Origin of the sequence: Bacteroides sp. 4_1_36 (assembly GCF_003466325.1) — a bacterium.
Lineage (GTDB): Bacteria > Bacteroidota > Bacteroidia > Bacteroidales > Bacteroidaceae > Bacteroides > Bacteroides uniformis.
This window is the reverse complement of the sequence record NZ_QSOX01000006.1, coordinates 87,804-102,243: the sequence shown is the minus strand read 5'-3', so window position 1 is coordinate 102,243 and position 14,440 is coordinate 87,804. Positions and strand designations below refer to the sequence as shown.

Annotated in this window: 11 protein-coding genes; 8 read left to right on the top strand and 3 right to left on the bottom strand. The window is 48.1% G+C overall.

Annotation, left to right across the window (positions count from 1 at the left end; translation table 11 throughout):
* The first annotated feature begins 98 nt into the window (after positions 1-98).
* Together aspT and aspD are read left to right on the top strand one after the other, a co-directional pair.
* On the top strand, positions 99-1,793 hold the full coding sequence (aspT, locus tag DXD65_RS08195) for an aspartate-alanine antiporter (protein WP_005826770.1): 1,695 nt from the start codon (positions 99-101) through the stop codon (positions 1,791-1,793).
* A 276-nt stretch (positions 1,794-2,069) separates the two neighbouring features.
* Positions 2,070-3,689, top strand: a complete 1,620-nt coding sequence (gene aspD, locus DXD65_RS08190) for an aspartate 4-decarboxylase (protein WP_009036793.1) — start codon at positions 2,070-2,072, stop codon at positions 3,687-3,689.
* Between the two features lie 26 nt (positions 3,690-3,715).
* Here the strand turns inward: aspD and DXD65_RS08185 are convergent, their stop codons facing one another.
* The 3 genes from DXD65_RS08185 to DXD65_RS08175 all read right to left on the bottom strand — a co-directional run bounded on the left by DXD65_RS08185 (position 3,716) and on the right by DXD65_RS08175 (position 8,012).
* Positions 3,716-5,029 (bottom strand): sensor histidine kinase, encoded by a 1,314-nt coding sequence (locus tag DXD65_RS08185; RefSeq protein ID WP_117887538.1) that lies wholly within the window; start codon positions 5,027-5,029, stop codon positions 3,716-3,718.
* Positions 5,020-6,381 carry a sigma-54-dependent transcriptional regulator gene (locus DXD65_RS08180; protein WP_117887537.1) on the bottom strand — a complete coding sequence of 454 codons (1,362 nt, stop codon included), beginning with the start codon at positions 6,379-6,381 and terminating at the stop codon, positions 5,020-5,022. The genes DXD65_RS08185 and DXD65_RS08180 overlap by 10 nt, the downstream gene beginning before the upstream one ends.
* A 143-nt stretch (positions 6,382-6,524) precedes the next feature.
* Positions 6,525-8,012 carry a TolC family protein gene (locus DXD65_RS08175; protein WP_061411189.1) on the bottom strand — a complete coding sequence of 496 codons (1,488 nt, stop codon included), beginning with the start codon at positions 8,010-8,012 and terminating at the stop codon, positions 6,525-6,527.
* A 289-nt stretch (positions 8,013-8,301) separates the two neighbouring features.
* On the opposite strand from DXD65_RS08175, the gene mce reads away from it, so the two are divergent.
* The 6 genes from mce (at position 8,302) to DXD65_RS08145 (ending at position 14,436) form a co-directional block, all read left to right on the top strand.
* Entirely contained in the window at positions 8,302-8,718 is a 417-nt protein-coding gene (mce, locus tag DXD65_RS08170; RefSeq protein WP_009036790.1) for a methylmalonyl-CoA epimerase, read from the top strand.
* A gap of 58 nt (positions 8,719-8,776) precedes the next feature.
* The gene (locus DXD65_RS08165) at positions 8,777-10,330 is read left to right on the top strand and encodes an acyl-CoA carboxylase subunit beta (RefSeq protein WP_005826784.1); all 1,554 of its coding nucleotides are present in this window, start codon (positions 8,777-8,779) and stop codon (positions 10,328-10,330) included.
* Positions 10,331-10,361: 31 nt separating this feature from the next.
* A complete protein-coding gene (locus DXD65_RS08160; protein WP_008663742.1) occupies positions 10,362-11,294 on the top strand; it encodes an OadG family transporter subunit in 933 nt (310 codons plus the stop codon).
* Positions 11,295-11,317: 23 nt separating this feature from the next.
* The gene (locus tag DXD65_RS08155; protein WP_005826788.1) at positions 11,318-11,752 is read left to right on the top strand and encodes a biotin/lipoyl-containing protein; all 435 of its coding nucleotides are present in this window, start codon (positions 11,318-11,320) and stop codon (positions 11,750-11,752) included.
* A gap of 1 nt (position 11,753) precedes the next feature.
* Entirely contained in the window at positions 11,754-12,914 is a 1,161-nt protein-coding gene (locus DXD65_RS08150; RefSeq protein WP_005826789.1) for a sodium ion-translocating decarboxylase subunit beta, read from the top strand.
* Positions 12,915-13,083: 169 nt separating this feature from the next.
* Positions 13,084-14,436, top strand: a complete 1,353-nt coding sequence (locus DXD65_RS08145) for a tetratricopeptide repeat protein (protein ID WP_005826790.1) — start codon at positions 13,084-13,086, stop codon at positions 14,434-14,436.
* The last annotated feature ends 4 nt before the right edge of the window (positions 14,437-14,440 follow it).

Here is a 14,440-nt window from a genome sequence, read left to right as displayed (position 1 = left end):
CTTTTGTACAAAACACTTCCCGTTAAAAGCCGTTGTATAGCGAAACGACGCTCCAGAAAGCATCGGAACAACCAATATATAACCTAAACAACTTGATTATGGAATGGATTTTCAACCAGCTCAGGGAACGCCCCGAACTTGCCATTTTCCTCACTATATTCCTGGGATTCTGGCTGGGGAAACTGCGTATCGGTAAGTTTACGCTGGGCACAGTGACCAGTGTACTGCTTGTAGGCGTACTGGTAGGGCAACTGAATATAGCCGTACCGGGTCCGATAAAGTCGGTATTTTTTCTGCTTTTCCTTTTTGCCGTGGGCTATAAAGTGGGTCCCCAGTTCTTCCGCGGACTGAAAAAGGACGGATTACCCCAAGTAGGCTTTGCCGTACTGATGTGTGTATCCGTACTGTTAGTGACCTGGCTGCTGGCCCTGATGATGGGCTACAATGCCGGTGAAGCTGCCGGACTGCTGGCCGGTTCGCAAACCATCTCCGCCGTCATCGGAGTGGCAGAAGACACCATGGCCAATATGGGACTGGACGAGGCCCAACGACAAAGTTACGTCAACATCATTCCCGTATCCTACGCCGTCACCTACATTTTCGGTACGGCAGGCTCGGCATGGGTCCTATCATCCATTGGTCCCAAGATGCTAGGCGGGCTGGAAAAGGTGAAAGCCGCCTGCAAGGAACTGGAGGCGAAGATGGGCAGCTCTCTGGCTGACGAACCGGGATTCATGCCGGCGGCACGCCCCGTCACTTTCCGTGCCTACCGGGTCGAAAACGAATGGTTCAAGAATGGAAAGCGGGTGATTGACCTGGAAGTCTACTTCCGGCAGCACGACAAACGTCTATTTGTGGAACGCCTCCGCAAATCCGGAGTTGTGGTGGAAGTCAGCATGAACATACAGATAGAGCCGGGAGACGAAGTAGTGCTAAGCGGACGCCGCGAATACATCATAGGCGAAGAAAGCTGGATAGGGCCGGAAGTACAAGATGCCCAGCTCCTGGATTTTCCTGCCGAAAAGTTACCGGTTACAATCACACGCAAGACGGTTGCCGGCAAGACGGTTGCAGTTATCCGAAGGGAAAAGTTCATGCACGGTGTCAGTATCCGGAGCATCAAGCGCGCCGGAATATCCATTCCCGTGCTGGCACAAACGGTAGTAGATGCCGGCGACGTCATCGAAGTGGTAGGTACCAGGCAGGAAGTGGAAGCAGCAGCCAAACGTCTGGGGTATATAGACCGCCCTACCAACCAGACGGATATGATATTCGTAGGCCTTGGTATCCTTGTCGGAGGTTTGTTCGGAGCACTTTCCGTCCATATCGGCGGCATCCCCATCAGCTTGAGCACAAGCGGCGGCGCATTGATTGCGGGCTTGTTCTTCGGCTGGCTCCGCAGTAAGCACCCCACCTTCGGGCGCATTCCCGAACCTTCACAATGGGTGTTGAACAATGTCGGTCTGAACATGTTCATTGCGGTAGTGGGCATTTCGGCAGGTCCCAGTTTCGTGCAGGGCTTCCACGACGTAGGTATCAGCCTGTTTCTGGTGGGAGCAGCCGCCACCACCCTGCCGCTGATTATCGGCTTGCTGCTGGCAAGGTATGTTTTCAAGTTCCATCCGGCACTGGCTTTGGGCGTCTGCGCGGGGGCACGTACCACTACGGCCGCTTTAGGCGCGGTGCAGGATGCCGTTGAGAGTGAGACACCTGCTCTGGGATACACCGTGACCTATGCCGTGGGCAATACCTTATTAATAATATGGGGTGTAGTCATCGTTTTGCTAATATAAGACGATTCTGTACCAATGCTTACTAATCCGGAGCATTCAAAGAATTATTGCCGGAAATGCAAGCGACTATATACCCATTCACTAATAGCTATTCGTCCGACAGCTGTCGGTCGATAATTCAACAGTTGTCGGACGATGATTCAACAACTGTCGGACGAAAAGGAAACATATATCGGACGATTAATTTCAAGCAAGGAAAGAAATAGTATACCGCATGAACAGAGATTATTCGCCGAATGACTGAAAACAATAAATAACGAACCTAAACTTGAGCTTATGGATACAAAACTTTTAGAAAAGAAAATGGAATCTATCAGTCCTTTCGAACTGAAGAACCGCCTGATAGACATGGCAGACGAGAGTCTGAAGAAAACCGCCCGTACCATGCTGAACGCAGGGCGCGGCAACCCCAACTGGATTGCAACCGCTCCACGCGAAGCCTTCTTCCTGTTGGGAAGCTTCGGCCTGGAAGAGTGCCGCCGCATCATGGATTTGCCCGAGGGAATTGCAGGCATCCCCGAAAAAAAAGGCATTGCCTCTCGCTTCGAAGCCTTCCTGAAAAAGAACAATAACGTACCGGGCGCCAAATTGCTGGAACAAACCTACAACTACCTGCTGATGCAGCATGCCGCCGACCCCGACAGCCTTGTACACGAATGGGCCGAAAGCATTGTAGGCGACCAGTATCCCGTGCCCGACCGCATCCTTCATTTTACGGAAATCCTTGTGCAAGATTACCTTTCGCAAGAGATGTGCGACAACCGTCCTCCCCGGGGTGCCTATGACCTGTTTGCCACCGAAGGTGGAACAGCCGCCATGTGCTACATCTTCGACTCCCTGCAGGAAAACTTCCTGCTGAACAAAGGGGACGGCATCGTCCTCATGGTTCCTGCCTTTACCCCCTATATTGAAATCCCACAACTCAGCCGCTACCAGTTTCGAGTGACCAAAATACATGCCAACCGCATGAATAACGAAGGGATGCACCTCTGGCAGTACAGCGACGAAGACATAGACCGCTTGAAAAGCCCTAAAATCAAGGCCCTCTTTGTCACCAATCCCAGTAATCCGCCCAGCTACACACTCAGTCCGGATACAATGGCGCGCATCGTGAGTATCGTCAGAAATGACAACCCTAATCTGATGATTATTACAGACGACGTATACGGTACATTCAGTCCGCACTTCCGTTCGTTCATGGCAGAAATTCCCTACAATACGCTTTGCGTCTATTCATTCTCCAAATACTTCGGTGCCACCGGATGGCGCAATGCGGTCATCGCCCTGCACGAATTCAATCTGTTCGACAAGCTGATAGCCAAACTGCCGAAAGAGAAACGGGAGATTCTGCACCGCCGCTACTCCACCCTCACTCTGGAACCTGAAAAACTGAAGTTTATCGACCGTATGGTTGCCGACAGTCGCCAGGTGGCACTGAACCATACCGCCGGACTGTCATTGCCACAACAGATGCAGATGGGCCTTTTCGCCGCCTTTGCCCTGCTGGACAAGGAAAACAAATACAAGCAAAAGATGCAGGAGATTATCCGCCGCCGATTGCATGCCCTTTGGGAGAATACCGGTTTCACGCTGACGGAAGACCCGTTGCGTGTAGGTTATTATACAGAAATCGACATGCTGGTTTGGGCAAAGAAGTTCTATGGGGACGACTTTGTAGAATATCTGAAACGTACCTACAGCCCGCTGAACGTAGTCTTCCGCCTTGCCAAAGAAACCTCTCTGGTGCTGCTGAACGGCGGTGGTTTTGACGGCCCCGAATGGAGCGTGCGCGCCTCACTCGCCAATCTGGACGAGAAAGACTATGCGACCATCGGCCAAGGCATTAAAAGGATATTGGACGAATATGCAAAAGAATTCTTTAAAAGCAGAAATTGAAAGGTGAAAGGTAAAACTTTCAATTTTCAATTAAATAGTATACGGAAGCGGGTCAATCCATCGCTGTAGGTACGCAGGGAGAACGTGCAACCATGACGGCTCAAAACTTCCCGGATAAACACCAGGCCAATTCCCTGCCCGTTCGGCTTGGTGGAAAAGAAGGGGCTGAAGAGTTTAGCTTCGGTCTCTTTACTTATCCCCGGACCATTGTCAACGACTTCGACAGAAGCGGGGGCAGTGGTCCTTACTATTATCTCACCTTGCTGTCCGTTTTCTCCGGTGTCCCCCTCTATACTTTCGGCGGCATTCTTGATGATATTCACAAGCACCTGCTCAAAAAGAGAAGCATCCATACGCACCATTCCCACCTCTGGGTCGCATTCCAGACGTAGCTCTATATTGCGGTCATTGCACATTCCTTCCATGAAACGCTTGCACATGGACACCAACTCATTCAGCTGGACGGGTGCCAGGGTAGGTTCGGGTATCTTTACCACATCTGCAAAACGGGTAATGAAACGGCTCATCGAGAAACAACGCTCCGTACAAACGCGCATCACGTCGCAGATGTCCTCCATATCATCTTCTGTAGAAAGTGCCTGCTCCACTGTATCGAGTGTGGAAGTGATGCCCGCAGTGGTATTGTTCACTTCATGAGCTATCATGCGGATTACCTTTTCATAGGCACGCTTCTCGGCACGCATCACTTCTTCCGTCATACGCTCTATCAAGAAAAAAGGATGTTTGAACCCTCTGTCAATAAAAGAAGAATGGGTGCATTTATAAATATTCGCATCATTGAGACGGACCACCGCCGTCTCGTCTTTGGGAATAGACGAAAGTTCGGCAGCCAACGGGGAGTCCATCTGGTCCAGCCGTTTTGTCATCGCCTCCTCCATACGGACACCGAGCATCTTTACCGCCATCGGATTCAGTTGCGACACTTCATCGTCCATTGTCAGGATAATAACCCCCATTGGAGATGCCTGAATCAACAAATCCAAGAAGTGATTCTGCTCGCGCATGCGCAACCGTTCATTCTTGAGCTGCTCCATCATTCGGTTAAAGATATTCACAATGCGGTCTGCCTCGTACTGCCCTACCCGGCTGAGACGACTACTGAAATCCTGCTCGCGCAGCAACTCCATACCGCTGCCTATGGTGTTCATCGGCTTCACTATCTTATTATAGAATACTATCAGATAGATAAGGATAAACCCGATGAGCCCCTCCAATACGTACAGATACAAAGAAGGCTTTCCACTCAGCAGATATACCAGCATTCCACCCAGACCGAGCAGAAAAAGGACGAGTATGAAGAAAAAGAATTTTATGCGCACGGGACTTGAATATTATATTTTTCCAAACGTCTGTAAAGCGCAGCGCGGCTGATGCCTAATGACACTGCCACTTGACTGAGATTCCCTTTATGCTGTTCCAACGCCTGCAAGATAGTCTGCCGCTCTATTTCATCCAAGGTCATACCTGCAAAAGAAGTACCTTCGGCAGCTTTGGCCGGTTCGTCGTGACGCAGATATTGGGCATCGAAATCCGTGGCATCCAGCACCGGCTTGCCGCTGACCAGAATGGTACGCTCCACCAGATTCTTCAACTCACGAATGTTGCCCGGATAAGGCAGGCGGGAAAGGAAATTCAGAGCGTCGGCCGAGAAATCCGTACGCGGCAAGCCGTTCACCTCTGCCTGACGGTCGGCAAAATGACGTGCCAGCAAAGGTATATCCTCACGGCGCTCCCGCAAGGAGGGCAGTTTTACGGTAATCAGGTTGATACGGTAAAAAAGGTCTTCACGGAAAGTACGTTCGGACACCATCTTGCGGAGGTCTGCATTAGTGGCGGAAACGACGCGCACATCGACTTTGCAGGGACGGCTATCGCCCAGCACTTCGAATGTCTGGTCCTGAAGCACGCGCAGCAGTTTCACCTGGCAGGAAGGGTCGAGGTCACCAATCTCGTCGAGGAAGATGGTACCTTTGTTTGCCATTTCAAAACGCCCTATACGGTCGGCACTGGCATCGGTAAACGCCCCTTTCTTATGGCCGAACATCTCGCTCTCGAACAAGCTCTGCGAGATGCCACCAAGGTTCACCTTGACAAAGGGCTGCTTCACGCGTTGGCTGTTGATATGGATGGCTTCGGCAATCAGCTCCTTGCCCGTTCCGCTTTCGCCCGTAATCAGCACCGAAGCATTGGTACGGGCTATGCGAGCCACTGTGTTCAGCACTTCCATCAGCCCTTTGGACTTACCTATAATATGGCTGCGATTCAATGCGGTAGTCTGCTCTTCCGGCACCTCTTTCGGGGCGGCCGTAAGTTCAAGGGCCGTCTCGATGCGCTGCAAAAGAGCAGCATTGTTCCAAGGCTTGGTTATGAAATCGAATGCGCCGGCCTGCATACCCTGCACGGCAAGCTGGATACTTCCCCATGCCGTCATCAAAATAACGGGCACATCGGGACGGAACACCTTTACCTGCTTCAATAAGGTAAGTCCCTCTTCTCCGGTAGTGGAAAGAGTGAAGTTCATATCCATCAAAATCAAGGCGGGAGCTTCGGCCCTAACTATATCCATAGCTTCGCGAGGGCCCGGAGCCGTTTTCACCTCATATCCGGCACGCTTCAGCATAAAGCTGAGGGAAGAGCGCACAGCACTATCGTCGTCTATTATCAGTATCATAAAAATTGTAGTTTGTTTCCCGCAAAAATAAGTAAAAAAGCAGAGTTATGAATGATAAGTTATAAGTTATTTACCTATAATATCGCATATACGGTACTTTTACCGGCAAATAACTCATAACTTATCACTTGCAACCCGTCGACTTATCCTCTTACCACCTCTTCAAAATCAGCTTCCAATTCCGTATCGCGTTCAAAATCCCAAAGGGTCAAGCTGCGGAGCTGATAGAAGTAATACCAATAGTAGTACAGCTCTGAAATATGCTTTTGACGGGCTTCGTCTTTAGAGTTCTGTGCATCGTTCAGGTCCAGGGTGCTGATTTTACCTATCATAAAGGTCTCTACACTGGTCTTGTAACGCTTCTCAGCAATGACATCCGCCTCTTTGGCTATGTCCAGCTGTTGCGCCTGGTTGTTGAAGTTAGCCACCAGCAAAAAGATGTCCTGGTTAAAGTCCATCTGTTCTTGGCGGATTTTGGATAAAACCACTTCACGGTTGCTCTTTGCCACCCTTACCTTGCCGCGGCGCTTGCCCCAGTCAAGGATAGGAATCTTGACGCCTACCTGCACAATCTGATTATCAAGCAAGTCCCGGTAGGCTGAAGAGAATTCATGGTTCTGCCCCGTATAGCCCACACTGGCAAAGAGGTCGATGCTGCGCAAGTTTCCGCGTGCCGTTGCCACTTCATAATCAGCTTCGAGCTGGCGGCGGCGAATGTTCTGTGCAAAGGAGTTGCGTTCCAGTGCCTTGTTCAGCACACGGTCATACTCCATCTTTATATCGGGAACAGTGGCGGGCAACACCGGATTCAGGCTTTCCTGCTCGGACACCCCGAGGAAAGAACGGAGCTGGAACATTTTTGCATTCAGGTTGCTCTCTGCCTCAGTCACGTCGGCCTTGCCCTGCAATGAATTCAGTTTAAGCTGCAACAAATCATTCTCGGATATCTGTCCCATTTTACGTTTGGCTATGGCCACTTCATAAAGGCGGTCGGCATTCGTCTTGTTCTGCATGGCGGTAGCGAGCGATTCTTTGGCCAGCAGCAACTCAAAGAAATAAGTGATGGTTTTCATCGTCACCTCTTCCGTAGCTGAAATGAACTCGGCCTTTGCCTCAGCATAGCGTACGGGCTCTATACGGCGGTTCCACTTCAAGGTATTCACTCCGAAGACCGGCTGCGTCAACTCCAGGCTCACGGGGACTGACATGAACTGCTTCGCTCCTCCGGAACCCAGTTGTTTGAGATAATCCAGCGAAGAAGTCAGTGACAGCTTACCCCCCGTAAACCAAATGTTCTGGTCTACCGAAAGCTGTCCGGACAGCCCCAGTGTATTGTTGCGAACAAAGCTATAGGAGCCGTCGGAATTCTGGTAGGTACTGTAGGACTTGTTATAGTTGGGTAGTGTACCGGTGAAATTCACTTCCGGCAACAAGTCCGCACGGAATGTACGGTATTCCCAATACGCGGTTTTCAATTCATTCAATGCCACAGCAGCATCCACAGACTGCGTACGGGCCAGTACAATGGCCTCCGACAGCGTAATATTGCGTTCATGTCCCAAAGTATCATTCTGCGCCATGGTTGCCAACGGCATCAAAAAACAAACTGCAAGTAAAATATTCTTTTTCATGTTCAATCTTTAAAATTGTCGCAAACAGAAAAGCAAAGAGTGTGCCAAGTGGCCGGAAAGGTTTCATAGAGGGGTAAGTGTTCATTTTCGGACAGTGGGGATGTCCGTTAGCGGACGATATCAAGAAAACAACCGGTCTCTATCTAAAGTCTGAAAAAATCCTTCTAAAGTTCAATTAACCATTAATTAATTGATGAAAAATTTCTTTATTAAGGAAGAATTCTCTTTCTTTGTGCTGCTTTATACCTTTATTAAAAAGGATACAATACTAACATTAATTTATATAGTTATGAAGATTTCACACATTGAGCATCTGGGCATTGCCGTTAAGAGCATTGAAGAAGCCCTTCCGTACTACGAAAACGTTTTAGGTTTGAAATGCTACAACATCGAAACCGTGGAAGATCAGAAAGTTAGAACCGCTTTCCTGAAAGTGGGCGATGTAAAGATCGAATTGTTGGAACCTACTTCTCCCGAAAGCACAATTGCCAAGTTCATCGAAAAGAACAACGGTAACGGTGGCATGCATCATCTGGCATTTGCCGTTGAAGACGGAGTGGCCGGTGCGCTTGCCGAAGTCGAAGAAAAAGGTATCCGCCTTATAGACAAAGCTCCCCGCAAAGGTGCAGAAGGTCTGAACATTGCATTCCTGCATCCGAAGTCAACTCTCGGTGTCCTGACCGAGCTTTGCGAGAAACCGGAATAAGCAAGACTGTAAAATCATCAAATCATAAATTGTATAAACACTTAAAGAATATAAATTCATGAGTAATCAACTTGAAAAGATTAAAGAGCTTATAGACCGCCGCGCTGCAGCACGTCTCGGTGGTGGTGAAAAAGCGATTGCAAAGCAACACGAGAAGGGTAAATATACAGCTCGTGAGCGTATAGCCATGCTTCTTGACGAAGGCAGTTTCGAAGAAATGGACATGTTCGTAGAACATAGATGTACGAACTTCGGCATGGAAAAGAAACACTACCCCGGTGACGGTGTAGTAACCGGTTGCGGTACAATCGAAGGCCGTCTGGTTTATATCTTCGCACAGGACTTCACAGTTTCTGCCGGTTCACTGTCCGAAACCATGTCTCTGAAAATCTGTAAGATTATGGACCAAGCCATGAAAATGGGTGCTCCGTGTATCGGTATCAACGACTCGGGCGGTGCACGTATTCAGGAAGGTATTAATGCCTTGGCTGGCTACGCTGAAATCTTCCAACGTAACATACTTGCTTCGGGTGTCATTCCGCAGATTTCCGGTATTTTCGGTCCTTGTGCCGGTGGCGCCGTTTACTCTCCTGCCTTGACAGACTTTACTTTGATGATGGAAGGTACATCCTACATGTTCCTTACCGGTCCGAAGGTAGTAAAGACTGTAACCGGAGAAGACGTAAGCCAGGAAAACCTGGGTGGCGCGAGCGTTCACTCCACCAAATCTGGTGTTACTCATTTTACTGCACAGACAGAAGAAGAAGGTTTGGCTCTTATCCGCAAACTGTTGAGCTACATTCCCCAGAACAACCTGGAAGAAGCTCCCTATGTAGACTGTACAGACCCTATCGACCGTCTGGAAGATTCCCTGAACGACATCATTCCTGATAACCCGAACAAACCGTACGATATGTACGAGGTAATTGGTGCTATCATAGATAATGGTGAGTTCCTCGAAATCCAAAAAGATTATTCAAAGAATATCATTATTGGTTTCGCACGTTTCAACGGACAGTCCGTAGGTATTGTTGCCAACCAGCCGAAGTATCTGGCAGGTGTGCTCGACAGCAACGCATCCCGCAAGGGCGCACGCTTCGTCCGTTTCTGCGACGCCTTCAATATTCCTATCGTATCATTGGTAGACGTACCGGGATTCCTTCCGGGAACCGGCCAGGAGTACAACGGCGTCATCCTGCACGGTGCCAAACTGCTGTATGCATACGGTGAAGCTACTGTACCCAAGGTTACCATCACACTGCGTAAATCCTACGGTGGTTCGCACATCGTGATGAGCTGTAAGCAGCTGCGTGGCGACATGAATTATGCTTGGCCTACTGCTGAAATCGCTGTAATGGGTGGTGCAGGTGCTGTAGAAGTATTATATGCCCGCGAAGCCAAAGAGCAGGAAAATCCGGCTCAATTCCTGGCTGAAAAAGAGGCTGAATACACCAAGTTGTTTGCCAATCCTTATAATGCAGCTAAATATGGCTACATTGATGATGTTATCGAACCGCGTAACACACGTTTCCGCATCATTCGTGCCCTGCAACAGTTGCAAACCAAGAAATTGACTAACCCGGCTAAGAAGCATGGTAATATTCCCTTGTAATCAAGCTTTTCACACTAAAACAAGAACGATTATGAATAAAACAAAAATCGGAATATTCCTTTCATTGATGCTGGTGTTGGGCTTTTGCTCTTCTTGCAAAGAACAGAAATCGAACAACAAACTGCTGCTGAATGAAGTGCTGGTCAACAACGAAAGCAACTATCAGGATGACTACGGTGTGCACAGCGCATGGATTGAAATATTCAACAGATCATACGGCAGCGCCGACCTTGCAGGTTGCTATCTGAAATTCAGCAGCCAGCCGGGTGATACTGCCAGTTATTTCATTCCCAAAGGTGACGTTCTGACACTCATAAAACCACGTCAGCATGCACTTTTCTGGGCTGATGGAGAACCAAGACGCGGTACATTTCATACGAACTTCAAACTGGATGCCACAAATGCCAACTGGATTGGGTTGTATGATTCCGGCAAGAAATTGCTTGATCAAGTCATAGTGCCTGCCGGTACTTTAAAAGCCAACCAATCCTATGCCCGTGTCAGTGATGCAGCCGACCAATGGGAAGTAAAGGGTGGAAGCGAAGATAAATATGTCACTCCGAGTACCAACAACAAGACTATCGACAGCAATGCCAAAATGGAAAAATTCGAAGAGCATGACAGCGTAGGTATCGGTATGGCTATTTCTGCCATGAGCGTTGTATTCTGCGGGCTGATATTACTCTACATCTCCTTCAAGATTATAGGTAAAATATCAGTTAACCTCAGCAAACGCAATGCCATGAAAGCTAAAGGTATTACTGATAAACAAGAAGCAAAAGAGAAACAACTGGGGCAGGCTCCGGGAGAAGTTTTTGCTGCCATTTCAATGGCCATGCACGAATTCCAAAGCGATGTACACGATGTGGAAGACACGATACTTACCATTACCCGTGTAAAACGCAGTTACTCACCGTGGAGTTCAAAGATTTATACGTTGCGTGAGACTCCTCACAAAAAGTAAGTCACCCATAATAAAATAAAACGATGAAAGAATATAAATATAAAATTAACGGTAACGTATATAAAGTTGCCATTGGAGATATTGAAGACAACATCGCTCATGTAGAAGTGAACGGTACTCCCTACAAAGTTGAAATGGAAAAAGCACCGAAGGTAGTCGTTAAACCGGTAGCACGTCCGGCAGCCACATCCGCTCCTGCTGCTCCTGCTACTCCGGTAGTAAAACCGGCCGCTGCTTCTACCGGCAAGTCAGGTGTAAAATCTCCGCTTCCCGGTGTAATCCTCGATATCAAAGTAAATGTCGGCGATACAGTAAAGAAGGGACAAGTTATCATCATTTTGGAAGCCATGAAGATGGAAAACAATATCAATGCTGATAAAGACGGTAAGATTACAGCCATCAATGTAAACAAAGGGGACTCTGTTCTCGAAGGTACTGACCTCGTAATTATTGAATAATATGGGAGAATTTATCACATTTTTAGGAAACAACCTTGCCGACTTCTGGACTTATACAGGTTTTGCCAATGCAACGGTAGGACATGTGGTAATGCTTCTGGTAGGTTTGTTTTTCATATACTTGGCTGTAGCCAAGGAATTTGAGCCGATGCTATTAATTCCTATCGGTTTCGGTATGCTGATTGGTAATATACCTTTCAATATGGAAGCCGGATTAAAAGTCGGTATCTATGAAGAAGGTTCCGTACTTAATATTCTGTACCAGGGAGTAACCTCCGGTTGGTACCCGCCACTCATATTCCTGGGTATCGGTGCCATGACGGATTTCTCTGCTTTGATATCGAACCCCAAATTAATGTTGGTTGGTGCAGCAGCCCAATTCGGTATATTCGGTGCTTATATGATTGCCCTTGCCATAGGATTTGACCCGATGCAGGCTGGTGCAATCGGTATCATTGGTGGTGCCGATGGTCCGACTGCCATCTTCCTCTCTTCCAAACTGGCTCCTAACTTAATGGGTGCCATTGCGGTATCAGCCTATTCATATATGGCATTAGTACCGGTGATACAGCCGCCTATTATGCGTTGGCTGACCAGTAAAAATGAACGTCTTATCCGTATGAAACCTCCCCGTGTGGTTTCACATACGGAAAAAGTAATGTTCCCGATTATCGGTTTGTTACTAACCACATTCCTTGTACCATCCGGTCTGCCTTTGCTGGGTATGCTGTTCTTCGGTAATTTACTGAAAGAAAGTGGAGTTACACGTCGTCTGGCAAACACAGCCAGTGGTCCGCTGATTGATACCATTACTATTCTGCTTGGTTTGACAGTAGGTGCTTCTACGCAAGCATCCGAGTTCTTAACCCTTGATTCAATCAAGATATTCGGTCTGGGCGCCTTATCATTTGTCATTGCCACAGCATCCGGTGTCATCTTCGTGAAGATTTTCAACCTCTTCCTGAAGAAAGGCAACAAGATTAATCCGTTGATCGGTAATGCCGGTGTATCTGCCGTACCCGACTCTGCACGTATCTCCCAAGTAGTAGGTCTGGAATACGATCCTACCAACTATCTGCTGATGCATGCCATGGGCCCGAACGTTGCCGGTGTAATCGGTTCCGCTGTAGCAGCAGGTATCCTGCTGGGATTCTTAATGTAATACATTTATTCATTCCGTTATCCGGCTTGAATTCTGAACTATTTTAGAGCCCCTTCATTTTTGGAGGGGCTTTTTCGTTAATCTATCTAAAACAAATTACGATTATTTCGTAAATACATTCTTTTTAGTAACTTGCAGTCAGTTTAACCTCATATAAATGATATACTGTATGCGAAAGCTTTTTATCTCCTTATGTTTCAGTGCATGCTGTTCGCTTCTGGCGGCACAGACCACAAATCCCATTCAAGAGGCGATGGCCAACTACGATTATGAAACAGCCTTGATGCTGATCGATCAAGAAACCCCGACCGTCCCCCTACTCTACCAAAAAGGGAAAGCGCTGAAAGGGCTGGGCAATAACCTTGAAGCTCTGAGCGTATTTCAGGAAGTCGTAGCTCAGGATTCTCTCAATCCCCGGGCATACATTGAAGCTGCCGAATGCTGCAAATCACTTGCCAAATATAGCGAGGCACTGGATTACTACCAAAATGCGCTCCACATAAATCCGGACAATAAATACGCACGCATCCAGTATATCAGTCTGCTGATGAACATGAAGAGATACCGTGAGTCTCTAAAGGAAAGCAACCTGCTGGCAGAAAGGGACAGTTCCGCCTATGTACTACACCTTAGAGCCGAAAGTATGGGGCAAGTCTATGACAACACAGAAATCATGCATGTGATAGATGCCTACCTGGACATACAGAAAAGATATCCCAATGATTACCTGTCTGCTGCCAAACTCGGCAACATCTATGTAGCAGGCCACCAGTATGAAGACGCCATAAACATAACGGAGAAATACCGTTCCATAGACTCCACCAACGTCCTTGTGAACCGCATCAATGCCCAAGCCTATTGCCTGAACAAAGATTACCCCAAAGCAATAGAAAGATATGAACAACTGTTACAGGAAAAAGACAGCTCCTTCCAAACCTGCTTCTACGCCGGAATCAGCTATTATGCCCTCGAAGACTTCTACCCAGCACACGACCTGCTGGAAAGGGCTCTTAAAGATGACAATACCAACATCAACGTTCTCTATTATCTGGGACGCGCCTGCTCCAAGACATCATGGAAAGAGGATGGAGTGACTTATCTGGAAACTGCCGTAAGCCTCGCCATGCCCAGCGACAGTGTCATGTCCCGCCTATATGTGGGGCTTGCGGACTGCTACAAGATGGCATTTCAATACACCGACCAGGCGAATACCCTTCTGACGCAATACGAAAAATACGACCGGCAGAAACACAAACTGCTCTACGACGCAGCCTTTATCTATTATTACTATCTGAAAGATGCGTCCAAAGCAGAGAGATACCTAACGGCCTACCTGAAAACCCGTCCGAAAAACAGCAAGGACAAAGTGCAGGAAGTAGATGCGGACGGAGTTCCCATCATCGGAGAAGACAACCGATACAATGCCGCCGAAAACTGGCTGAAGGACATCAGAGAAAAGCGCAAGAAAGAGGACTTCTTCAAGGGAAAGGTCGATACCGCCAGCGTAACCCCCATCAAATAGCCCC